We start from the raw sequence: 22,821 nt of genomic DNA, 5'->3' as shown, positions 1-22,821 counted from the left end.
GACGGGGAGGGCGACGGCGCCGCGAGCAGAGCCGGGCGATGACCAGTGTGCCGCGGCCCGCGCCGCTCAGACGGTCAGGTGTTCGGACGTCTCGAAGCGGCGGCGGAAGAACTCCGGACGACGCCGGTGCTGGTAGAGCATCGCGGCCACGCCGAGCACGAAGATCAGCACGCCGAGGATGAAGACCAGCCCGACTCCCCCGATCTCCGACCCCGAGCCGTAGGCCGGGTCCATCGAGTCCCAGGCGGTCTGGAAGAAGAAGATCAGCAGCAGGACCCCGCCGACCAGCGGGGCCGCGAGCTTGGAGAGGAACTCCCGCACCGAGCGGGTCGCCTCGTGACGGAAATACCAGACGCAGGCCAGGGCCGTGACGCCGTAGTAGAAGCAGACCATCATCCCCAGCGTGGTGATGGTGTCCCAGAGGACGTTCTCCGAGACCACGCGCATCACCGCGTAGAAGACCGAGGCGATGAGCACCGCGACGATCGTCGCGTAGGCGGGGGTCTGGTGCTTCGGGCTGATCCGGGCGTACTTCTCGCTCAGCGCTCCGTAGTGGCCCATGGCCAGCATGGTGCGCGCCGGGGAGAGCATCGTCGACTGCAGCGAGGAGGCCGAGGACGAGAGCACCGCCAGGGAGATGAGGATCGCAAAGGGGCCCATCACGGGTCCCGAGAGGGCGGCGAAGACGTTGCCCTGGATCTCCGGGTTGCCGAGGCCGTGCTCTCCGGTCGAGACGCCGGCGTAGGCCAGCGTGCCCAGGGTGACCAGCGTGTAGAGCCCGACGACGACCAGGATCGTCAGCACTGCGGCCCTGCCCGGCGTCGTCGTGGTGCCGCGGGACTCCTCGTTCATCGTCAGCACCACGTCCCAGCCCCAGTAGATGAACACCGACAGCGAGATGCCGGCGGCGAAGGCCGAGAAGGAGGAGACGCCGAGCGGGTTGAACCATTCCCAGGACAGCCGCGTGGCGTCGAAGGCGGTGCCGTCGGCGACGTGCCCGAAGGCGGCGACGGCGAACCAGACGAGCACCAGCACCTGGAACGAGACCAGCACGTACTGCACCGTCTTGGTCGCCTCCATGCCGCGGCAGGAGATCCAGGCGGCGGCCGCCATGAAGACCAGGCAGGTGAGGATGTTCACCGGCACGTTGCGCGTCAGCTCGGCGATCTGCTCGACGCCGGCGAGCTGACTCAGCGCCAGGTAGAAGAAGTCCACGGCGATGCCGGCGAGGTTGGAGAGCACCAGGATGGTCGCCGCGAGCAGGCACCAGCTGCCCATCCAGCCGATCCAGGGGCCGAAGGCCTTCGAGGCCCAGGTGAAGGTGGTGCCGGAGTCGGGCATGGCACGGTTGAGCTCGCGGTACCCGAGAGCGACGAGCATCATCGGGATGAAGCCGACGATGAGCACCGCCGGCAGGTGCTCGCCCACGGCGGAGGCCGTCGGGCCGAGGGCGCCGGAGAGCGTGTAGGCCGGGGCGATCGTGGACACCCCGATGACGACGGCGCCGAGCGCGCCGATCGCGCCGCGGCTGAGCCCCTTGCTGTGGTCGGTGTCGCGGCCCGTTCCGTCGACGGCCCCTCCGGGGCCGGAACGGGGGTCGGTGCTGGTCTGCTGGGTCATGGTCCTTCTCCTCCCTCAGCGGGCGGTGCCCGCCGGGGGCGCCGTGACGGCGTCCCCTGGAGCATGGGCGATGTGATCGGTCTCGAGGGTGTGGTCGGTCTCGTGCTCGTGCCGCGGCATGACGATCATCGGGATCGGCAGCCGGCTCAGGATCCGGGCGGCGACGGTCCCCAGGAAGAGGCGCCGTCGTCCGGCCAGCCGGGAGGAGCCCATGAGCAGCAGCGCCCCCTGCGGCCAGTCGACGCGACGCACCGCCTGGGCGAGGGTCCGTCCGACGGCGACGACGGCCCGCGGAGTCTGCTCCGCGGCGTCGGTCTCGGTGTCGGCCCTCGTCTCGGCGCCGGCGTCGGGATGCGGGGCCGACTCGCCCGCCCGCAGCGTGACGTGCACGAGTTCGGCATCGAGCTGGTCCGCCCAGTCCGTGGCCGCGTCGACGACCTGGTGGCGGCCCGAGGTCCCGGAGACGGCGGCGAAGACGTCGGTGACGCCGTCGGTGCCGGTGTAGCCGGCCGGGGCCAGGGCCAGCGGGATCGGCGAGCTGTGCACCAGCGCCTCCACGGCCGGATGGGAGGTGATGCGGCCGGCGCCGACGCCGGAGCCGGTGACCAGCAGGTCGGCGCCGCGCTCCTCGGCGGCGGCGATGAGCCCTTCGGCCACTGAGGCGCCTCTGCGCACGAGGGCGGTGACGTCGACGTCGGCCGGGACCAGCTCCTCGGCCTCGCGGAGCCAGGCGGCTCCCTGGTCGGCGACGATGCCGGAGATGCTGCCCACCGGCGGGTAGACGGCCGTGAAGGGGTCGTCCTGCGTGACGATGAGGACGATGTCCAGCCGGGCGCCGGCGGCGCGGGCGAGGGCGGCGCCGAGCCGCACGGCGTCGCGGCTGCGCTCGTCGCCGCCGAAGCCGACGGCGATCCGGCGCAGCGGAGCATCCGACCGAGGGTCGGGCTGCGAGCCTGCGGGCGGCGCAGGATGGGGGCTGGCGTCGTGGGTCATGCTCTCCCTCTCGGCAGGGTGACGGCGGTATGGCGGCGGGGCGGCGACGGCGTCGCGTCCCGGGCTGGTGCGGGGTCGGGTCAGGCGGTGGCCGGCTCGGCGATCCGGGAGAGGACGTCGTCGGCGGCGCGGCGTCCCTGGCGCAGGGCGCCGTCGACGTGCTGGAAGCCCTCGGCGGCCAGGTCGGAGCAGGCCCAGTGCAGGGGTCCGACGGGCTCGCGCTGGTGCGCGCCGTAGCGGACGATGCCGCCCACGTCGAAGCTGGACGCGTAGGCGCCGCGGGTCCACTCCTCGGAGGCGAAGTCCGATTCGTAGTAGACCAGCGGCTCGCGGGCCTCTCCGCCCAGGTGACGGGCCAGCGACTCGAGGATCTGCGCTCGCCGCTCGGCCGCGGGCAGGGCGAACATCGCGTCGGCCTGCTCGTCGGAGATGAACGCGACCAGCGTCCCGCGCGGATCGCCGTAGTTGGTGTTGTCGTAGACCTCCTGGCAGATCTCCGCGGCGCCGAACCCGGTGCCGGAGAGGCCCTTCTCCCGCCAGAAGGGGCGGTCGTAGACGGCGTGGACCTTGATGACCAGGCCCATCGACTGGTGCTGGTGCATCTGCTGCTGCAGCAGCGGCAGCGGCGGCTCGAAGCTGATCCGCGAATAGAGCGTCGGCGGCACCGCCACGATGACCTGGTGGGCGCGGACGGTCAGCCGGTCCGACCAGACGGTCACGCCGGTGGCGTCGTGGGCGATGGCGCGCACCGGGGTCTCCAGGTGCACGGTGCCGGGCTCGAGCTGCTCGGCCATGGCCTGCGAGACGCCCTGCATGCCGCCGATCACGCGGCGGTCGAGGATGAAGTCCTCGTCGACCAGGTGGCTGAAGGAGCCTGCCGAGGCGGCCATGAGGACAGCCTGCAGCGCGGAGAAGGCGTGCTCAGGCTTGGTGATCATGCCTCCGGCCAGGAAGATCGCGATGTTCTCGCGGGCGGCGACGTCGTCGGTCTGCGCGCGCAGCCACTCGGCGAAGGTGACCGTGTCCAGCGCGCGGGCCTGCGGATGGGCCCAGGGACGCGCCGGGTCCATCGCGGCGGCGAGCTCGTCGAGGATCCCGATGATCCGCTCCATCTCCGCGACGGCGGCCTCCCCGGCGGGGAACATCGCGCCGGCGAACTCATGCCGGGAGCCGTCCGGGGCCAGGTAGACGCTGGCCCCCTCACGGTGCCGCGGGAAGGTCTCCAGGCCCAGCTCCTCGAGCAGGCCGAGCAGCTCGGTCTGGTCGGGCGAGACCCACTGGCCGCCGAGCTCCAGGAAGGCGCCGTCGATCTCCGCCGACCAGGTGCGGCCGCCCACGCGGTCCCGGGCCTCGAGCACGGCGACGCTGCGGCCGGCCTGCTCCAGGGCGCGCGCCGCCCGCAGCCCGGCGGGCCCCGCGCCCACGACGACGACGTCGCGCTCCAGGCTCTCGACGCTTCCGATGGTTCGAGTGGCTGACACTGTGTTCTCCTTCACGTATTAATGAACTATATTCATTAAGCGGCACGACGCGATGCTTGTCAACCCCGCCGCGGACGGACCGGCTGCTTCTAGACTGTGGAGGCGCCGCCCGGCTTCGCCGGACACCCCGGCGGATCATCGCCTGACATCTTCACCAGACCCCGGAGGACGACCACGTGAGCTCGGAGCAGAACCCGACGTCGGACGCCGCCGCCCGGAGCTCGAGCCCGAGCGCGCCCTCCGGCGAGGAGGGCGGCAGCACGCGCGGCCGCGGCCGACCGTCCTCGCCGGTGCTCTCCCGCTCGACGATCACCGCCGCAGCGATCCGGATCGTCAGCACCCGGGACTACCGCTCCCTGACCATGGCCGGTCTGGCGCGCGAGCTGGGCGTGTCCACATCTGCGCTCTACAACCACGTCAGCTCCAAGCGCGACGTGCTGGTGCTCATCCAGGACCGGCTCAACGAACAGATCGACTGCACCGGCTTCGACACGCTGGACTGGCCGGAGGCGCTGCGCGTCTGGGCGCGCTCCTACCGGGACTGCTACATCCGCCACACCGCGCTCATCCCGATCATGGCGGTCCTCCCCGTGGCCGACGCTCCGCAGTCGCTGCAGATGTACGAGCGCGTCACCGGCGCCCTGGAGGACGCCGGCGTGCCGGGGGCGGAGGCTGTGGACCTGATCGTCGGCGTCGAGGCGCTGGTCTTCGGCGCCGCCTACGACGCCTCGGCCCCGGCGGACATCTTCGACCCGGGCCACCGGGCGGACCTGGCCCCGCGATTCGCCGCGGCCGCGGCCGCCCGCGGATCCGACGCCCGCGAGGTGGCCGACCACGCCTTCGAGCTCACACTGGACGCGCTGATCGACGGACTGCGCCGCCGCATCGAGCGAGGAGATCCCTCCCGCTGACGCACCGGTCCGCGGGCCTCAGCCGTCCAGCGCGTGCATCACGTGCTTGACCCGGGTGTACTCCTCCAGCGAATAGACCGAGAGGTCCTTGCCGTGCCCGGAGGCCTTGAACCCGCCGTGGGGCATCTCGGCCACCAGCAACAGATGGGTGTTGACCCAGACCGCCCCGAAGTCCAGCCCCCGCGAGACGCGCATCGCCGTGGAGTGATCGGCGGTCCACACGCTCGAGGCCAGCGCGTAGTCGACGCCGTTGGCCAGCCGCAGCGCCTCGTGCTCATCGGAGAACGACTGCACGGTCAGCACCGGCCCGAAGGTCTCCTCCTGGACCAGCGCGTCGTCCTGGGCCACGCCGGTGATGATCGTCGGCTCGTAGAAGAAGCCCTCCGACCCCTCGACGGGCCGACCGCCGGTGCGCACTGTCGCATGCGCCGGGACGGCGGCCACCCGATCGCGCACCGCGGCGAAGTGCCGCGCGTTGTTCAGCGGCCCGAAGTCGTTCTGCGACTCGTCCGCCCGACCGGTGGCCGTCGCCTCGGCGGCGGCGACCAGATGCTCGACCAGCTCGTCATGGGCCGACTCCTCGACCAGCACACGCGTCACCGCCGTGCAGTCCTGTCCGGCGTTGAAGGTGCCGAACTCCACCAGCTGCTTCGCCGCGGCGGGCAGGTCCGCATCGGCGAAGACCACCGCCGGGGCCTTGCCGCCCAGCTCCAGATGCGACCGCTTCAGCTCCTCGCCCGCCGCGGCACCCACAGCACGTCCTGCCCGCACCGAGCCGGTCAGCGCCACCATCGCCGCCGCCGGATGCCGGCTCATCAGCTCACCGGTGGATCCGTCGCCCAGGACGATGTTCACCACCCCGGCCGGGAAGATCTCGGCGATCAGCTCGGCGAGCACCAGCGTGGACTCCGGCGTCGTCTCCGCCGGCTTGAGCACCACGGTGTTGCCCGCGGCAAGAGCCGGGCCGAGCTTCCACACCGCCATCATCAGCGGGAAGTTCCACGGGGCGACCTGGGCGATGACGCCCAGCGGCTCCCGGCGCACATAGGAGGTGAATCCCTCCATATACTCTCCGGCGCCGCGCCCCTCGAGCAGCCGGGCGGCCCCGGCGAAGAAACGGAGCTGGTCCGCCCCGGCGGCCACCTCCTCCTCGGCGATGATCGCCTTGGGCTGTCCGGTGTTGCGATGCTGGGCCTCGACGAGCCGGTCGGCGTCCGCCTCGACGGCGTCGGCCAGGCGCAGCAGGCAGCGCTGCCGCTCCCCCGGCGTCGTCGTCGACCATCCGCCGAACGCCGCCTCCGCCGCGGAGAACGCGGCGTCGACGCCGGCGGACTCCGTGACCGGCGAGACCGCGACCTGCTCGCCCGTGGCCGGGTGCACCACCGGGACCTCGCCGCCGCCCGGCACGTCGACGAACGCGCCGTCGATGAAGTTCTTCAGCCGCTCCGTCATGGGGGCCTCCTGATCGTCGGTCGTTTTAATGATCAGGATTCATTTTAGGGGCGGGGAACGTGATCCGCAACACGCCGCCGTCGCCATCGGCGCCGAACGACCTGCCGGCCCGCCGACCCGCCCGGCGGAATAGCCTCCTCCGCACCGGGGTTGCCGCTGACGTGAAGACTCTCGGATTCCTCTCCTTCGGCCACTGGACTCCATCGCCGCACTCGGGCACGCAGTCGGCGAAGGAGGCGCTGCAGCAGTCGGTGGAGCTGGCCGTCGCCGCCGAGGAGCTCGGCGTCGACCAGGCCGCCTACCGTGTGCATCACTTCGCCCGCCAGCTGGCCTCCCCCTTCCCGCTGCTGGCCGCCGCCGGCGCGCGCACCGAGCGCATCGAACTGGGCACCGGCGTGATCGACATGCGCTACGAGAACCCCGCCTACTTCGCCGAGGACGCCGGCGCGGCGGACCTGATCAGCGACGGGCGGCTGCAGCTGGGCATCTCCCGCGGCTCGCCCGAGCAGGTCGTCGACGGCTGGCGACACTTCGGCTTCCGCCCGGCGGAGGACGAGTCCGACGCCGACATGGCTCGCCGGCACACGGTGGAGACGCTGCGTCTATTGGAGGGCACAGGCTTCGCCGAGCCGAATCCGCGGCCGATGTTCCCCAATCCTCCCGGGCTCCTGCGCGTGGAGCCGCACTCCCCCGGACTGCGCGAGCGCATCTGGTGGGGCGCCGGCTCCGACGCCACAGCCCGCTGGGCCGCCGCTCAGGGGATGAACCTGATGAGCTCGACGCTGAAGGACGATGAGACCGGCCAGCCCTTCCACGTCCAGCAGGCCGCGCAGATCCGCGGCTTCCGCGAGGAATGGGCCGCCCATGACCATGGCTTCACCCCGCGGGTGTCGGTCTCACGGTCGATCATCGCGCTGACCGATCGGCGCGACCGGGCCTACTTCCTGGGACAGCGGGACGCCCAGGATCAGGTGGGGATGCTCGACGAGACCACCCGGGCGATCTTCGGCCGGTCCTACATCGGCGAGCCCGACCAGCTCATCGAGGAGCTCGCCCGCGACGAGGCGATCGCCGAGGCCGACACGCTGCTGATCACCGTGCCGAACCAGCTCGGCGTCGACTACAACGCTCATCTGCTGGAGTCGATCATCACCCACGTCGCCCCGGGGCTCGGCTGGCGCTGAGCTCGGCCCGACGACGCCTCGCCCCGGGAACGACGACGGCCCGCCCACCAGTGCGGTGGACGGGCCGTCGTCGTGGCTCCGGGGCGTCGGGCGGACGCCGCACCCCGGCAGACCGCTATCGGATCAGCTCTGCACGTTCTGCGTCAGGTACGCCTTGACGTGCCCGTTGAATGCGGTGACCAGCCAGAAGATGCCGACCACGGCCCCGATCAGCCCCAGCAGCATCAGCAGCAGGTTCAGCCCGGTCGGATCCAGCAGCCCGGACGCTCCGACGAACAGCATCATGAGGGTGCCGAGGATGGCGAAGACGATGCCGAGCACACGGGCCCAGTTCTTGGTCTTGACCAGACCGAAGTAGATCAGCAGATACACGATCAGCCCGACCACCAGGACAGCTGCCGTGAAGGTGATGCTGCCGGCGACGGCGCCGTCGAGGTCGGCGTCGGTATACTGCATGCCCATCGTGTCGAACTGTTCCGCAGTCTGCTCGCGGGTCTGACCGGTGAACATCGGGATCATCGAGAGGACTGTGCCCACGACGAAGATCGCCAGGCTGAGCAGCGTCAGCTGCTTGAGTCGGCTGAACTTCCTCGGCTCGGCCATCGGTCCGCCGACGGCGGACGGGTCGTAGGGGTCGGTGCCGAATCGCGGGCCCTGCTGCGGCCCTCCCTCAGGTGGCTGTGTCATGGTTCCTCCTCCAGATTGTACTGTCTCGAATCTACCGTCCGACCCAGGCTGATCACCAGATTCGATGTCGGCGCGTCCGGCGGGGTCGGGATCCGCACAGCATGCCGAGGCACGACGACGCCCGGACCGCCTCGGCCCGGGCGTCGTCGCGCAGCGCGCTCACTCGTAGCGCAGCGCGTCGATCGGGTTCTTCTGCGCCGCCCGCGCCGCCGGCAGCGTGCCGGCGAGGAAGGCGATGACCAGGATCAGCGCGATGATGGCGATCAACGAGACCGGATCGAGGGCGAAGAGCGTCAGTCCGGCGACATTGCTCAACGGGCCGCTGACCAGCGCGGCGTTCGCCGCCAGCCCGACGCCCGCGCCGAGGCCGACGCCGATCACCGAGCCCATCACCCCGATCATCACCGCCTCCATGGAGAACAGGCCGAAGACCCGCCCGCGGCTCATCCCGAGCGCCTTCATCAGGCCGATCTCGCGGGTGCGCTCCTGCACCGACATCAGCAGCGTGTTGACGATGCCGAAGCTGGCCGCCAACAGCGCGATGAGCGCGAAGCCGCTGAGCACCCACGTGACAGTGTTGATGATGCCGCGGACCACGCCGAGCATGTCGTCCAGGGTCATCCCCATCAGCCCCTCGTCGGCGAGCTCGGACTTCAGCTCGTCCTCCTGGGCGGCGAGGTCCTCGACCTGGACCACGGCCTGGGCGTAGCTCTCCTCCTGCTCGACCTGGGCTCCGGAGCTCTGCAGCTCGTGGAGCTCCTCGTGCAGCGCCTGCGAGGGCATCGGCGAGCTGCCGATGCCGGCGAGGTCCTCCTCGGAGACGCCGACGACGGTGACCTCCACGGTCTGGACCTCCTGGGCCATGTCGCGCACGCCGACATCGACGGTCTCGCCGATCGCCGCCTGCGGGTCGGCTTCCTCGGCGTCCTCGGCGCCCTCGTCGAAGGCGGTCAGCCAGGACCGCGGCACGGTGATCTCGTCGGCCTCCGGGTCAGGGGTCTCGCCGGCGGCGAGCTCCATGGCGGGAGCGTCGGCCGGCGTGCCGAGTCCGTCCAGCGCGTACTGGGTGCCGTCGGAGATCTCGAGGTACTCCGGAGAGACGAAGACGATCGGGTCGACGGCGGTGACGCCGTCGAGCTCGGAGATGGACTCGACGTCCTCCTTGCTGAGCATGGACTGTCCGTAGCTGCCGGAGGGCCCGCCGGCCTCGCCGGCGTCGTACTCCTGGGGCCCGGCCTGGCCCTCGCCCATCGCCTGCTGGTCGGCGCCGGGCATCACGTACATCTCGTCGGTCTCGCCGAAGCCGGCGACCATGTCGTCGACGTAGCGGTTGATGCCGGCGCCGATGCCGGAGGTCAGGGTCAGCGTGAAGGCACCGATGACGATGGCGATCACCGTCAGGAAGGTGCGCATCTTGGACCGCATGGTGTTGGACAGTGCGGTCCCGGCGACGTCGACGGCCCTCATGCCGTTCCCTCCTCATCTGTGTCGCGGCCGCGGCGTCGGGGCTGCGACACCTCGTCGGCCGGCTGGTCATCGTCGGCGCCGCCGGCCCCGGCGGTCTCCGCGGAGTCCGGCGCCCCGGATCCCTCGGGGTCCCCGGAGTCTTCGACGGCGGCCCCTTCGGTGCGAGCCCGGCCGCGCACGCGGTCGCGGAAGGTGTCCCGCGCACGGTCCCGGGCACGCGAGGCCCGACGGCGGCCGCGGCGCAGGGGCGAGCCGTCCTCGTCCTGCTCCTCGTCCACCGCCTCGTCCGTCACCGTGTCAGCGTCCGCGGCATCCTGCGCGGCCGCCGTGCGGCTCCGCCCGAGCGGCTCGTCGGGATCGACGCCGAGCTGGTCCGGGTCGAAGGTGGTGTCGATATGCCGGTCGGCGAGCACGCCGTGCTCCTCGGCGACGATCTCGCCGTCCTGCATCTTCAGCCGCCGCTCGCAGCGGGCGGCCAGATCCTCGTCATGGGTGACGACGACCAGGGTGATGCCGTGGTCGCGGTGGAGGTCGAACAGGATGTCCTCGACGACCTCGCTGGTGGCCGAGTCGAGGTTGCCGGTGGGCTCGTCGGCGAAGATCACCGACGGGCGGTTCACCAGGGCGCGGGCGATGCAGACGCGCTGCTTCTGGCCGCCGGAGAGGTCTTTGGCCTTGTTCTTGGCCTTCTCGGCGATCTCCAGCTGCTCGAGCACCTCCATGCCCCGCCGGTGGCGGTCCCCGCGCGACATGCCGGTGATCTTCAGCGGCAGGGTGACATTCTCCAGCACGGTCTGGTTGGCATTGAGGAAGAACTGCTGGAAGACGAATCCGAAGGAAGCGTTGCGCAGCTGCGAGACGCGCCGCGGCTTCAGCTCCGAGACCGGCTCGCCGCCGAGCGCGACGACGCCGGAGGTCGGACGGTCGAGCAGGGCGAGCAGGTGCATGAGGGTCGACTTGCCCGAGCCTGACTTCCCTACCACGGCGACGGATTCGCCGTCGTGGATCTCGAAAGTCAGGCCCTTCAGGGCGTCGAAGCGTGCTGCTCCGCGCCCGTAGACCTTCACCAGGTTCTCCGTCTCGAGAACTGGAACGGACATGGTGGGGCGTCCTTTCGTGAACGTGCCGAGGGCTCCGCGAGCGCGGAGCACGATCCATCCCTCATCCTGCCGGATGAGGCGCTCCGATCCATCGCCCCTGAGGATGATCTCTCCCGCACACCTCTCCCCGACCCGAGTCCGGGGCGCCGACGCACGACGACGGGCGCGAACAGGCGGCTCGCCGCCCGGAATCCTGTGGCATGACCCTGGTCACGCCGCCGTCGCCGCCGTAGACTGCCGGGCATGCCCCGCCCTCTCCGCACCTCCGGTGCGTCCGCAGCCGATCCGCGCTCCGCGGCCGCCCCTGCCGGGCCCGCGGACGGATCAGATGCTGCCGAGGACGCGGCGATCGTCGCGACGGCGCTGACCAAGCAGTACGGGACCTTCACCGCCGTCGACGGGATCGACTTCCGCGTCGCCCGCGGCGAGTCCTTCGGACTGCTGGGGCCGAACGGTGCCGGCAAGTCGACGGCGATGCGGATGATCGCCGCCGTCGCCGCCCGCACCTCCGGCACGATGCGGGTCGCCGGCCTGGACCCCGAGCGGCAGGGTCCGGCGGTGCGCGCCCGACTCGGCGTGATCCCGCAGCAGGACAACCTGGACGAGGAGCTCAGCGTCCGCGAGAACATCATCATGTACGGCCGCTACTTCGGCCTGCCCCGGCGCTGGCTGCGCGCCAAGACCGCCGAGCTGCTCGAGTTCGCCCAGCTCACCGCCAAGGCCGGATCCCGGGTGGAGGATCTCTCCGGCGGGATGAAGCGCCGGCTGACCATCGCGCGCGCCCTGGTCAACGATCCGGAGATCCTGCTGCTCGACGAGCCGACCACCGGCCTCGACCCGCAGGCACGGCACATCCTGTGGGACCGGCTCTTCCGATTGAAGGAGCGGGGCACCACGCTGGTGCTGACCACCCACCACATGGACGAGGCCGAGCAGCTCTGCGACCGGCTCATCGTCGTCGACCAGGGCCGCATCATGGCCGAGGGCAGCCCGTCCGAGCTCATCCGCGCCCACTCCACCCGCGAGGTGCTGGAGCTGCGCTTCGGGATGGACCGCAACGCCGAGCTCGCCGAGCAGCTGGACACGCTGCTCGCCCCGCGCGCCGAGCCGCTGGGCTACAGCCACGTCGAGATCCTCCCCGACCGGCTGCTGGTCTACGCCGACGCCGCCGAGTCCGCACTGGAGGCCGTCCACACCGCCGGACTGCGCCCGATGACCTCGCTGGTGCGCCGCTCCTCGCTCGAGGACGTCTTCCTGCGGCTGACCGGCAGGAGCCTCGTTGAGTGACGCCAGTCCCGAGGGCGCCCCGGCCGCCGGCGTCGCCGCGCCTGACTCTCCGACCGCCGACAAGGACCGGCTGACCCGTCGCACCCGCCGGTTCGGCGCGCTGCACCAGGCCGAGCGGACGCTGCGCAGCATGCGCGCCTACGCCGGGGTCATCGTCACCAGTTCCGTCGCCGAGCCGCTGATGTACATCCTGGCCATGGGCCTGGGGCTGGGCCTGCTCGTCGGCGACGCCCCCGCGGTCGCGGAGCTCGGCGCGGAGTCGTACCTGATGTACATCGGCCCCGGCGTGCTCGCCGCGACTGTGGCGATGACCGCCGGCATCGAGTTCGCCTTCCCGGTGCTGGAGGGCTTCACCTGGCGCCGGCTCTACTACGGGGCCCAGGCCGCTCCGCTGACGCCGGGGCAGATCGCGTCCGGCCACATCCTCGCGGTCTGCGTGCGCTTCCTCTTCCATTCCGCCGTCTTCACCGGCGTGCTGGTGCTCGTCGGCGCGACGTCGTCGCCGCTGGTCTGGCTGCAGATCCTCACCGCGACGCTGGGCGGCCTGGCGCTGGGCGTGCCGATCATGGCCTACATCTCCATGCTGCGCGAGGAGAAGGGCCACGGCGCGCTGATCCAGCGCTTCGTGATCATGCCGCTGTTCCTCTTCTCCGGGACGTTCTACCCGCTGGAGAACCTGCCGGGCCCGCTGCAGGCGATCGGCTGGATCTCGCCGATCTGGCACGCCAACGAGCTCGGCCGGGTGCTCAGCTTCGACCAGCCGACCTCGCCGGCGATGATCGCCGCGCATCTCGGCTATCTCGTGGTGGTCACGCTGCTGGCCTGGTGGGCGACGGTGCACGTCTTCACCCGTCGGCTCGGCCTCGCCGAGTGGCGGGGCCGCACCCCCGGCGCCCGGGCCGACGCCCGCCGCGAGGCCCGGGTGGCCGAGCCGCGCGACGACGACGGGCCGGCGGGGCCGGCGCCGGTCGCCCAGTTCCGCACCGGGGCGGGCGCCGGCTGGTATTCGGGCAACATCCGGGCGGTCTTCGCCCGCGGGCTCTCGGCGATCCGGAACAACCGCGGCGTGCTGTTCGTCTCCGGCTTCCTGGAGCCGATCCTCTTCCTGACCTCCTTCGGGCTGGGGATCAGTCCGATGATCTCGGGCATCGAGGCGGAGCAGGCCGGCGTCGGGCAGGACGGCACGATCAGCTATGCGGCGTTCATCGCCCCGGCGCTGCTGGCCGTCTCGGCGATGAACGGGGCGATCTTCGACTCCACCTGGAACGTGTTCTTCAAGCTGAAGATCACCAAGCTCTTCCGCACGATGATGGCCACCTCGCTCGGACCGGTCGACGTCGCCCTCGGCGAGATCGGTCTGGCCCTCTTCCGCGGGGCGATCTACTCGGTCGGGTTCCTGGCGGTGCTCGTCGGCGCCGGGCTGGTCGACGGCGTCTCGGCGGTGCTGATGTGGGTCACCGCGCTGTTCATCGCGCTGGGCTTCGCCGCGGTCGGCATGGCGGTGACCTCGTTCTTCACCCGGTTCCAGCAGATGGACTGGATGATGATGGTGCTGATGCCGATGTTCCTCTTCTCCGCCACCCTCTTCCCCATCGACGTCTACCCCGCCGGCGTGCAGGCGCTGGTGCAGGCGATGCCGCTCTGGCACGGCGTCGAGCTGATGCGCGACATCGCCTTCCGCACCGGCGATGCGATGACTCTGGTGCACATCGGGTACTACGTGGTGATGGTCGTCGTCGGGCTGTCCGTGGCGACGTGGCGGATGCGTCGGCTCTTCCTGCGGTGAGCGGCGACGCGGTCGCCCGGTGCACCTCGCCGAGGACCGGGTGCAGCGCTTGGGGATTCAGTCCAGCAGCGCAGGATCGTCGAAGATCCCCGTGTAGGCGTTCAGCGCCGGCTGACCGCCCAGATGGGCGTACAGCACCGTCGAGTCGCGGGGGATCTCTCCGTCGGCGACCAGGTCGATGAGTCCGGCCATCGACTTCCCCTCATAGACCGGATCCAGGATCACGCCCTCCAGCTCGGCCGTCGTCCGCATCGCCTCGACGGTGGAGGCCACCGGCACTCCGTAGCGCCGACCGGCCCAGCCGGGGAGCACAGTGATCTCGTCGTCGCGCAGCGTGCGTCGCACGCCGATGAGCTCCGCCGTGTGCCGGGCGATCCGCTCGACCTGGTCACGGGTCTTCTCCGGCGTGGCCGAGGCGTCGATGCCGATGACCCGGCGCGGACGGCCGCCGGCATCCTCCAGCGCGGCGAACCCGGCGATCATCCCGGCATGGGTGGAGCCCGTGACCGTGCAGACGAGGATGGTGTCGAAGAAGACGCCGAGCTCCTCCTCCTGCACGGCGACCTCCTCGGCCCAGCGGGCGAACCCCAGACCGCCCAGACGATGCTCCGAGGCGCCGGCCGGGATGGGGTACGGCGTCCCGCCCTCGGCCTCGACCTCCTGGATCGCCTCCTGCCAGCTGGACCGGATGCCGATGTCGAAGCCGGAGGGATCCAGCCGCACGTCGGCACCCATCATCCGGGAGAGCAGGATGTTGCCGGCAGTCTCGTCGCCTGGCTGGTCCCAGTCCACCCAGCGCTCCTGCACCAGACGCGCCCGAAGGCCCAGATGGGCGGCGACCGCCGCCACCTGCCGCGTGTGGTTGGACTGGTGTCCGCCGATGGAGACCAGGGTGTCGGCTCCGGACTCGAGGATGTCGGGCACGAGGTACTCCAGCTTCCGGGTCTTGTTGCCGCCGAAGGCCAGGCCGGAGTTGACGTCCTCGCGCTTGGCCCACACGGAGGCGCCGCCGAGGCGACGACTGAGGCGATCCAGCGGATGGACCGGGCTGGGCCCGAAGGTGAGCGGGTGACGCGGGAAATCGCTGATGGCCATGGGGGACTCCTCCGTGCGCCGCGCGGGGCGATATGCGATATATGGGTCGAGTCATTCCACGCGGGCGCGCCGCGCCTGTCAAGGCGATCCCCGGCATTCCTCGGAGCGCCGGACGCGGCCCTCGGTCGGCTCCGAGGGGCCTGGTCGGCGCCGTCGCCCTGAGACGGCGCCGGTGAACAGACGTCGGCCCGGTCGAGAACCTCTCGGGCTCTCGACCGGGCCCATCGTCGGGGTCCGCGGACCTCGGGCGCTCAGCGCGTCAGCCGGCCTGCCGTTCGGCCGACTCGACCACGTTGGCCAGCAGCTCCGCGCGGGTCATCGGACCCACGCCCCCGGGGTTCGGCGAGTACCAGGAGGCCACATCCTCGATGCCGGGGGCGACGTCGCCGAAGATCGTCGCCTTGCCGGTCTCGGGATCCTCCTCGCGGGTCACGCCGACGTCGAGGACGATCACGCCGGGCTTGAGCACCTGCGGGTCGACCATGTGCTTCACCCCGGCCGCGGCGACGACGACGTCGGCCTGGGCCAGGTGCGTCTCGACGTCGCGGGTGCCGGTGTGGCACAGCGTCACAGTCGCGTTCACCTCACGACGGGTGAGCAGCAGCCCGATCGGCCGACCGATGGTCACCCCGCGGCCGACGACGACGACGTGCTTGCCGTCGAGGTCGAGGCCGTGGCGCTCGAGCAGGTCCAGGCAGCCCTGCGGAGTGCACGGCGGCGGGGACTGCAGCTCGCCGCGCACCGAGGCCACCAGCCGCCCGAGATTCGTCGGATGCAGGCCGTCGGCGTCCTTGTCCGGGTCCATGGCCTCCAGCACGCGCTGGGTGTCGATGTGACCCGGCAGCGGCAGCTGGACGATGTAGCCGGTGCAGGCGTCGTCGGCGTTGAGCGCGGCGATCTCGGCGAGCAGCTCCTCCTCGGAGATGTCGCCGTCGAGCTCGCGCTGGATCGAGCGGATGCCCACTTCGGCGCAGTCGCGATGCTTGCCGGCCACATAGGTCTGCGAGGCCGGGTCGGCCCCGACCAGCACCGTGCCGAGTCCGGGGACGACTCCGCGCTCCTTCAGCGCCGCGACCCGCTCGGTGAGCTCCTCCTTGAGCGCCTTCGCCGTGGCGCGGCCGTCCAGCACCTGCGCCGTCTGTGTGATCTGCTCGGCCATCACCACTCCTCCAGGCCCTCGTACAGCGGAAAGTCGGCGGCCAGCTGCTCCACGCGGGTGCGGAGCGCCGACAGCTCGGCGGCCGGGACGCCGTCCTCGGCGTGCTCGGCGCCGGTCTTGAGCACTTCGGCGATGATCTCGGCGACCTCGCGGAACTCGGCGTCGCCGAAGCCGCGGGAGGCCAGCGCCGGGGTGCCGATGCGCAGCCCGGAGGTGACCATCGGCGGACGCGGGTCGTTCGGGACCGCGTTGCGGTTGACGGTGATGCCGATCGAATGGAGCAGGTCTTCGGCCTGCTTGCCGTCCAGCGAGGAGTCGCGCAGGTCGACCAGCACCAGGTGCACATCGGTGCCGCCGGTGAGCACCGAGACCCCGTGGGCGGTGACGTCGTCGGACGTCAGGCGCTCGGCCAGGGTCTTCGCGCCGTCGACGGTGCGCCGCTGACGCTGCTTGAAGGCCTCGGAGCCGGCGATCTTGAAGGCGATGGCCTTCGCGGCGATCGCGTGCATCAGCGGCCCGCCCTGCTGACCCGGGAAGACCGCGGAGTTGAGCTTCTTCGCGTGCTCCTCCTTCGCCAGGATCAGCCCAGAGCGCGGCCCGGCCAGCGTCTTGTGCACAGTGGAGGTCACCACGTCGGCATAGGGCACCGGGTTCGGGTGCAGGCCGGCGGCGACGAGTCCGGCGAAGTGGGCCATGTCCACCCAGAGGATCGCTCCGACCTCGTCGGCGATCTCGCGGAAGGCGGCGAAGTCGAGCTGCCGCGGGTAGGCCGACCAGCCGGCGACGATCATGTCGGGCCGCTCGGCCAGCGCCTGCTCGCGCACCCTCTCCATGTCGATCATGCCGGTCTCCGCGTCGACCTCGTAGGCGGCGACCTCGTGGAACTTGCCCGAGTAGTTCAGCTTCATGCCGTGGGTCAGGTGGCCGCCGTGGGCCAGCGAGAGGCCCATCAGCTTGTCGCCGGGCTTGAGGAAGGCGGTCATCACCGCGACGTTGGCCTGGGCGCCGGCGTGCGGCTGGACGTTGGCGTACTCGGCGCCGAAGAGCTCTTTGACCCGGTCGAGGGCCAGGTTCTCGGCGACGTCGACGAACTCGCAGCCGCCGTAGTACCGGCGACCCGGATATCCCTCGGCGTACTTGTTGGTCAGCACCGATCCCTGGGCCTCGAGGACCGCTCGCGGCACGAAGTTCTCGGAGGCGATCATCTCCAGGGTCCCGCGCTGGCGGCCGAGCTCGGCGTCTATCGCCTGGGCGATCTCCGGGTCGACGTCGGACAGGGGCGCGGTGTTGACGTTGAGGGTGGGCTCAGCTGCAGTCATCGACGCGGTCTCCTCGCTGGGAAGGTCAGGGGGCGACGGCGGCACGACGCCGCGGACCCCCGCGCGCCTCGCCGAGGCCGCGCGCCGAGCCCGCTCCCGGATCCACGCCGGTGGGCATGATGCCCAGCGTGGTGCCGCAGTCCGCAGACAGTCTAACGCCGGAGGCGCCGCGCGACGGACGAATTCCGATGATGTCCGCACACCGGACGCCCCGCACGAGCCGGGCCCGCCCGGGACGCACTCCTCGCGCTCCCGCCGACCTCTCGGCCGTTCACCACCTCGTTGACATGTGTGGCGGCTCACAGTAGGTTTCCTCACACGTGTTAGGAGGATTCATGCCCCACCCCTCGACCACCAGGTCCATCACTCGTCGAACTCTGCTCGGCACCGGCGGGCTCGCCGCCGCGGGCGCCACGGTCGCGGCCTGGCCGCGGCTGACCGGCTCCGACATCCCCGGCCGCGGCGAGGACGTGCTGCGCGTCGCCATCCAGGGGACCACCCAGGATGCCGCCGCGCGACAGGACCTCGCGGACGCCTTCATGGCGGAGAACCCGGACATCCCCGTGCAGTTCGAGGCCATCCAGTCCGCCGACTGGGGCGGGTTCTTCACCAAGATCCTCACGATGGTCGCCTCGGGCACCGCCCCGGACGTGGTGTACCTCGCGACCGAGGGCGCCCAGCTCTTCGCCGAGCGGCTCGCCGAGCCGCTCGACGAGTGGATCACCTCCGAGGCTCCGCAGATGGTCGACTACTTCCAGGACGTCCACCCCGCGCTGGTGGAGGCCTTCATGTACCAGGGCAGCCTCTACGCGCTGCCGCTGGACTTCAACGCGGCGAACATGTACCTCAATCGGAACGCGCTGCAGCAGGCCGGCCTGGACTTCCCCGCGCCGGACTGGGGCGTCGACGAGTTCGAGGAGATGCTGCGCACCATGCAGGCGCAGTCGGCCGCGAACTTCGTGCCCTACTACTGGACCAACCGGCTCTTCGGCGGCATCGTGCCCTGGCTCTATGCCAATGACACCAGCATCCTCACCGAGGAGCGGTTCGACGGCGGCGACTGGCTCTGGGACACCTTCTACACGCCGGAGAAGACCTCGTCCCGCCGCGGCGGCTACCGATGGACCGGCTCCAACGTCTCCTCCGACCGGGTCCACCAGACCTTCGAGCGGCTCCGCGGCTGGGTGGCCGACGACCTGAGCGTCCGTCCGGAGGAGGGTGGTGGGAATGCGCTGGTCGGACTCTTCGGCTCCTCGCGGATCGGCGCGACTCCCGCCGGCGGCTACTGGGCCCAGGGCCTGCACGAAGCCGGCATGTCCCCCGACGCGTTCGACGTGCAGTACTTCCCGCAGTGGCGGACACAGCGCCACCAGTTCGGCACGGCGGGCTATTCGATCCTCCGCTCGTCGACGCGCAAGGAGCAGGCCTGGCGCTGGCTCTCCTTCACCGCCCGCAAGGAGGCCATGGAGACGGCCTTCCCGACGCCGTCGACGACGCCGACCCGCCGTTCCATGGTCGACGACGCCTTCTACAGCGAGACCGGACCGCACAACTGGAAGGTCTTCTACGACACCCTCGACCAGTTCCCCACCTCCGGCCCGATCCCCGCCCCGCCGCAGCAGGCGGAGGTGGAGAACGCCCTGGCCCGGAACGTCGCCAGCGGAATGGGCGGCGGTCCGGCGCAGCTCGACGCCGCCCTCGAGCGGCTCGATCGTGAACTCACCGCAGCGATGGAGAAGGCAGCATGAGCATCGACACCGCACCGACCCGCAGCACATCCCGCCCCGCCTCGCGTCCCTCCGCCGAAGACTCCCCGTCACACACCCGAGCGCGGAGGAGCCGCCGCTCCGAGCGCTGGGTCATCATCCTGCTGCTGGCCCCGACCGTGCTGGGCATGGGCATCTTCACCCTGCTGCCGATCGTGGGATCACTGGCGCTGGCGTTCTTCGAGTGGGACCTGATCACCGCCCCGGAGTTCGCCGGGCTGGACAACTTCATCGCACTGGGCGCCGACGCCACCGTGCGCACGGCTTTCCTGAACACCATCGTCTTCGTCGTCGTCGCCGTGGTGCTGCAGCTCGCCCTGGCGGTGTTCCTCGCGGTGATGGTGCAGTCACGCATGCCGGTCTGGCTGCGACTGTTCTTCCGTTCGACGTTCTTCTTCCCCCTGGTGCTCTCCGCGGCCAGCGTCTCGATCTTCATGCGCTACATGTTCAACGAACAGTTCGGCGTCGTGAACTGGCTGCTCGGCACTGTGGGCATCGCCCAGGTGCCCTGGCTGACCACCTCGACCGGAGCCGCCGCGGTGGTCATCTTCGTCTTCGTCTGGCAGAACTTCGGATTCTCCTTCCTCATCCTGCTCGGCGGCATCGCCGCCGTGCCCCAAGAACTCTACGAGGCCGCAGAGATCGACGGCGCCCGCGGCTGGAAGGCCTTCAAGAACGTCACCCTGCCGCTGATCTCGCCCTCGCTGCTGGTCGCCTCGGTCACCGCGATGATCACCGCCCTGCAGGTCTTCGATCAGCCCTACGTGCTGACTCGCGGAGGCCCGGGCGACTCCACCCGCTCGGCAGTGATGGTCGTCTTCGAAGCCGCGTTCCAGCGTCTCGAGTTCGGCCTCGCCTCGGCCGCAGGTCTGGTCCTGATGGCCCTGATCATGCTCATCACCTGGATCCAGTTCCGGCTCTCCCGCCGCTTCGTCTTCTACCAGTGAGGCGTCCCGCCCGCCGACTCTCCATCGAGAGGAGCCTGTCATGACCACTCTCCCGTCCACTTCCGAGCAGGCGGCCCCGCGCGCCGCCTCCGAGTCCGCCCCGGCCTCCCCCGCCCGCCGCCCGCCGACGCGCCGACGTCGTCGGCTCCGCCTGCCCTCGCCGTCGCGCGCCGCGGCGCTGCTCTTCATGGGCCTGGCGGCGCTGATGGTGCTCGGGCCGGTGATGTGGACGCTCTCCACCTCGCTGCGGGCCCCGGCCGAGTCCTTCGACCTACCGCCGCATTTCCTGCCGCTGAGCCCGGACCTCACGGCATACACGGAGGTGTTCGCACAGATCGACGTCATCCGCCTGGTGACCAACTCCGCGCTGGTCACCGCGCTGATCGCCGGCGGCCAGATGATCACTGCCGCGATGGCCGGCTACGTCTTCGCCCGCCTGCCCTTCCGCGGCTCCGGGCTGCTCTTCGCCCTGGTGCTGGCCACGATGATGATCCCGGTGCAGGTCACCATCGTGCCGGTGTTCATGCTCATCCGCGGCATGGGCCTGGCGGACACTCTGCTGGCGCTGATCATCCCGGCGGTGCCCACCGCCTTCGGGACCTTCCTGATGCGCCAGCACTTCCTGAACCTGCCCGGCGACTATGCCGAGGCCGCCTCGCTGGACGGCGCGGGGCCGTGGCGGATCTTCTTCTCGGTCTACCTGCCGCTGGCCGCCCCGGGGATGGCGATCGTCGGCATCCTGGCGTTCAACTACCACTGGAACGAGTTCTTCCGACCGCTGGTGCTGACCAGCTCCCAGGAGAACTTCACCCTCCCGCTGGGGCTGGTCTCGCTGCAGGGGAACCTGGGCACGGGCAGCATCTCCGTGGTGCTCGCCGGAGTGATCCTCTCGATGATCCCGGCGCTGATCGTCTTCCTCTTCGGCCAGCGCTACCTCCGCGAGGGGCTCACCGCCGGCGCCGGCAAATAGTCCCCAGCCCCGATTCCCCGCTCCGACTTCCTGAAAGGACCCCATGACCACCTCCTCCGCCCACGACTCGCCCGCGGCGACCCTCCGATCGTCCACGGACCCGGCGTTCCCCATCGCACATCCCCGCCCGACCTCGGGGTGGCTGAATGATCCCAACGGACTCTGCCGCGTCGACGGCGTCTGGCACGTCTTCTTCCAGTACAACCCGGACTCGGCGCAGCATCGGAATGTCCACTGGGGCCATCTCTCCTCCCCGGACCTGGTGGCCTGGACGGAGGAACCGGTCGCCCTCGCCCCGCCCGAGGAGGGACCGGACCGCGCCGGCTGCTGGTCGGGAGTCATGGGCTTCGACGGCGAGGAGCCCGTGGCGGTCTACAGCGGTGTGCAGCAGTTCGACGGATCGTCCCGCGTGACGCTGGTCCGCGGATCCTCGGACCTGCGCCGGTGGGGGCCGGATCGTCACGTCGCGGCCGACATGCCCGACGACGAACGAGTCACGGCTGTCCGCGACCCCTTCTTGCTGACCATCGGAGGACGCCGCTGGGCGCTGCAGGGCGCGGGCCTGGCCGACGGCCGGGCCGCAGTGCTGCTCTACGACGCCGCCGACCTCTGGCACTGGACCTACTGCGGGATATGGCTCGATTCCTCCGAGACGCCCGCCGACGTCGACGCCGAGATCTGGGAGTGCCCGCAGCTGGTGCCGTTCGAGGACGCCGGATGCTGGGCGCTGATCATCTGCCGCTGGCACTCGGACGAGGACGGCCTCACCGTGCGCAACAGCACCCGGGCGCTGCTGCTCGACGTGGCTGAACCCACGAGCGACGACCCCATGCCACGACCGACGGTGCGCAGCACGGCGGCCGTCGACGACGGCGACTCGTTCTATGCACCGCAGGTTCTGGTCCACGACGACCGAGCCCTGCTGGTCGGCTGGGCTCGGGAGGAGCGCTCGCAGGAGGCGTCGGATGCCGCCGGCTGGGCCGGCCTGCTGACCTGGCCGCGCGAACTGTTCCTCCGCGACGGACGGCTGATCAGCACCCCGGCGCCGGAGTGCGAGGGCTGGCGGGCCGGCGAGGCCCTCCGACACAGGATCGGCGCCGGCACGTCCCCGGCCATGGAGCTGCCCCCGGCATGCGATGCCCTCGTCGAGGCTGACACGCCCGGCGGAGCATCCGTCCGACTGATCATGCTCGACGAGCACGGCGAGCCTCTCGAGACCACCTTCTCCGGACGGGCTGAACGGCTGGTCATCGACCACTCCATCGTGGAGATCTATCGACCGGACGACGCCCCCTGCACGCTCCGCGTCGAACCGCACGGCGGACAGCTCTGGCGGCTGGAGGCCGAGGAGGAGGCCACCGTCACCTGGTGGGAGCTGCGGCAGTGGAGTCCCGCACCATCAGCTCCGTGCTGATCAGCTCCGCGGCGCCGACGTCGCCGGGGGCCGGGGGCCCGGCGGCCTTCGCCTCGACGGCGACGCCCGGCACCTGATGCAGCAGGATCTCCATGGCCCGAGCACCGATCCCGCGGTGCGGCAGCGCCACCGAAGTCAGCGCCGGCACCACGCACGAGGCGACATGCGCCTGGTCGTCGACGC

The 22,821-nt window shown here is 70.9% G+C and carries 18 protein-coding genes and 1 pseudogene; 8 read left to right on the top strand and 11 right to left on the bottom strand.

The window, feature by feature from the left end; genetic code table 11:
• Nucleotides 1-66 precede the first annotated feature (66 nt).
• From GCL72_RS02065 to GCL72_RS02055, 3 genes are all read right to left on the bottom strand, one after another.
• On the bottom strand, nucleotides 67-1,620 hold the full coding sequence (locus tag GCL72_RS02065; protein ID WP_153143057.1) for an APC family permease: 1,554 nt from the start codon (nucleotides 1,618-1,620) through the stop codon (nucleotides 67-69).
• Between the two features lie 15 nt (nucleotides 1,621-1,635).
• The gene (locus GCL72_RS02060) at nucleotides 1,636-2,613 is read right to left on the bottom strand and encodes a universal stress protein (RefSeq protein WP_153143056.1); all 978 of its coding nucleotides are present in this window, start codon (nucleotides 2,611-2,613) and stop codon (nucleotides 1,636-1,638) included.
• A gap of 80 nt (nucleotides 2,614-2,693) precedes the next feature.
• The gene (locus tag GCL72_RS02055) at nucleotides 2,694-4,094 is read right to left on the bottom strand and encodes a flavin monoamine oxidase family protein (RefSeq protein ID WP_153143055.1); all 1,401 of its coding nucleotides are present in this window, start codon (nucleotides 4,092-4,094) and stop codon (nucleotides 2,694-2,696) included.
• Between the two features lie 176 nt (nucleotides 4,095-4,270).
• On the opposite strand from GCL72_RS02055, the gene GCL72_RS02050 reads away from it, so the two are divergent.
• On the top strand, nucleotides 4,271-5,005 hold the full coding sequence (locus GCL72_RS02050; RefSeq protein ID WP_153143054.1) for a TetR/AcrR family transcriptional regulator: 735 nt from the start codon (nucleotides 4,271-4,273) through the stop codon (nucleotides 5,003-5,005).
• 18 nt (nucleotides 5,006-5,023) lie between these two features.
• Here the strand turns inward: GCL72_RS02050 and GCL72_RS02045 are convergent, their stop codons facing one another.
• A complete protein-coding gene (locus GCL72_RS02045; RefSeq protein WP_153143053.1) occupies nucleotides 5,024-6,457 on the bottom strand; it encodes an aminobutyraldehyde dehydrogenase in 1,434 nt (477 codons plus the stop codon).
• A gap of 161 nt (nucleotides 6,458-6,618) precedes the next feature.
• Here GCL72_RS02045 and GCL72_RS02040 point away from each other — a divergent pair, with 161 nt between their 5' ends.
• Nucleotides 6,619-7,641: an LLM class flavin-dependent oxidoreductase gene (locus GCL72_RS02040; RefSeq protein ID WP_153143052.1), complete on the top strand. Its 1,023-nt coding sequence runs from the start codon at nucleotides 6,619-6,621 to the stop codon at nucleotides 7,639-7,641.
• A 123-nt stretch (nucleotides 7,642-7,764) separates the two neighbouring features.
• Here GCL72_RS02040 and GCL72_RS02035 read toward each other — a convergent pair whose 3' ends face one another.
• The 3 genes from GCL72_RS02035 to GCL72_RS09745 all read right to left on the bottom strand — a co-directional run bounded on the left by GCL72_RS02035 (nucleotide 7,765) and on the right by GCL72_RS09745 (nucleotide 10,895).
• On the bottom strand, nucleotides 7,765-8,328 hold the full coding sequence (locus tag GCL72_RS02035; RefSeq protein WP_153143051.1) for a hypothetical protein: 564 nt from the start codon (nucleotides 8,326-8,328) through the stop codon (nucleotides 7,765-7,767).
• A 159-nt stretch (nucleotides 8,329-8,487) separates the two neighbouring features.
• Nucleotides 8,488-9,795 carry an ABC transporter permease gene (locus GCL72_RS02030; protein ID WP_153143050.1) on the bottom strand — a complete coding sequence of 436 codons (1,308 nt, stop codon included), beginning with the start codon at nucleotides 9,793-9,795 and terminating at the stop codon, nucleotides 8,488-8,490.
• A complete protein-coding gene (locus tag GCL72_RS09745; protein ID WP_211364942.1) occupies nucleotides 9,792-10,895 on the bottom strand; it encodes an ABC transporter ATP-binding protein in 1,104 nt (367 codons plus the stop codon). Before GCL72_RS09745 ends, GCL72_RS02030 begins: the two co-directional genes overlap by 4 nt.
• Nucleotides 10,896-11,138: 243 nt before the next feature.
• Between GCL72_RS09745 and GCL72_RS02020 the strand changes: the two genes are divergently transcribed.
• Both GCL72_RS02020 and GCL72_RS02015 read left to right on the top strand, forming a co-directional pair.
• Nucleotides 11,139-12,182 carry an ABC transporter ATP-binding protein gene (locus GCL72_RS02020; protein ID WP_246160966.1) on the top strand — a complete coding sequence of 348 codons (1,044 nt, stop codon included), beginning with the start codon at nucleotides 11,139-11,141 and terminating at the stop codon, nucleotides 12,180-12,182.
• Nucleotides 12,175-13,968, top strand: coding sequence for an ABC transporter permease (locus GCL72_RS02015; RefSeq protein ID WP_153143049.1), 1,794 nt, complete (start codon nucleotides 12,175-12,177; stop codon nucleotides 13,966-13,968). Before GCL72_RS02020 ends, GCL72_RS02015 begins: the two co-directional genes overlap by 8 nt.
• A gap of 57 nt (nucleotides 13,969-14,025) precedes the next feature.
• On the opposite strand, the gene GCL72_RS02010 is transcribed toward GCL72_RS02015, so the two are convergent.
• The 3 genes from GCL72_RS02010 to glyA all read right to left on the bottom strand — a co-directional run bounded on the left by GCL72_RS02010 (nucleotide 14,026) and on the right by glyA (nucleotide 17,541).
• The gene (locus GCL72_RS02010; RefSeq protein ID WP_153143048.1) at nucleotides 14,026-15,063 is read right to left on the bottom strand and encodes a 1-aminocyclopropane-1-carboxylate deaminase; all 1,038 of its coding nucleotides are present in this window, start codon (nucleotides 15,061-15,063) and stop codon (nucleotides 14,026-14,028) included.
• Between the two features lie 259 nt (nucleotides 15,064-15,322).
• Complete coding sequence (locus tag GCL72_RS02005) at nucleotides 15,323-16,210, bottom strand: bifunctional methylenetetrahydrofolate dehydrogenase/methenyltetrahydrofolate cyclohydrolase (protein ID WP_153143126.1); 888 nt, start codon at nucleotides 16,208-16,210, stop codon at nucleotides 15,323-15,325.
• An 11-nt stretch (nucleotides 16,211-16,221) separates the two neighbouring features.
• Nucleotides 16,222-17,541: a serine hydroxymethyltransferase gene (gene glyA / locus GCL72_RS02000; RefSeq protein ID WP_153143047.1), complete on the bottom strand. Its 1,320-nt coding sequence runs from the start codon at nucleotides 17,539-17,541 to the stop codon at nucleotides 16,222-16,224.
• Between the two features lie 335 nt (nucleotides 17,542-17,876).
• Between glyA and GCL72_RS01995 the strand changes: the two genes are divergently transcribed.
• The 4 genes from GCL72_RS01995 to GCL72_RS01980 all read left to right on the top strand — a co-directional run bounded on the left by GCL72_RS01995 (nucleotide 17,877) and on the right by GCL72_RS01980 (nucleotide 22,638).
• Nucleotides 17,877-19,289, top strand: a complete 1,413-nt coding sequence (locus GCL72_RS01995) for an extracellular solute-binding protein (protein WP_153143046.1) — start codon at nucleotides 17,877-17,879, stop codon at nucleotides 19,287-19,289.
• Nucleotides 19,286-20,254, top strand: a complete 969-nt coding sequence (locus tag GCL72_RS01990) for a carbohydrate ABC transporter permease (protein ID WP_153143045.1) — start codon at nucleotides 19,286-19,288, stop codon at nucleotides 20,252-20,254. Before GCL72_RS01995 ends, GCL72_RS01990 begins: the two co-directional genes overlap by 4 nt.
• 187 nt (nucleotides 20,255-20,441) lie before the next feature.
• Nucleotides 20,442-21,224, top strand: coding sequence for a carbohydrate ABC transporter permease (locus tag GCL72_RS01985; protein ID WP_246160973.1), 783 nt, complete (start codon nucleotides 20,442-20,444; stop codon nucleotides 21,222-21,224).
• Nucleotides 21,225-21,267: 43 nt separating this feature from the next.
• Entirely contained in the window at nucleotides 21,268-22,638 is a 1,371-nt protein-coding gene (locus GCL72_RS01980) for a glycoside hydrolase family 32 protein (protein WP_153143043.1), read from the top strand.
• Here GCL72_RS01980 and GCL72_RS09665 read toward each other — a convergent pair.
• A pseudogene (locus GCL72_RS09665) lies at nucleotides 22,586-22,821 on the bottom strand (hypothetical protein); the annotation flags it as partial. The gene GCL72_RS01980 and the pseudogene GCL72_RS09665 sit on opposite strands and share 53 nt — an antisense overlap.

This window comes from Nesterenkonia halophila (genome assembly GCF_009467795.1).
GTDB classification, from domain to species: Bacteria; Actinomycetota; Actinomycetes; order Actinomycetales; family Micrococcaceae; genus Nesterenkonia; species Nesterenkonia halobia.
The sequence above is the reverse complement of the archived record's forward strand: the minus strand, read 5'-3'. Positions and strand labels throughout refer to the sequence as shown.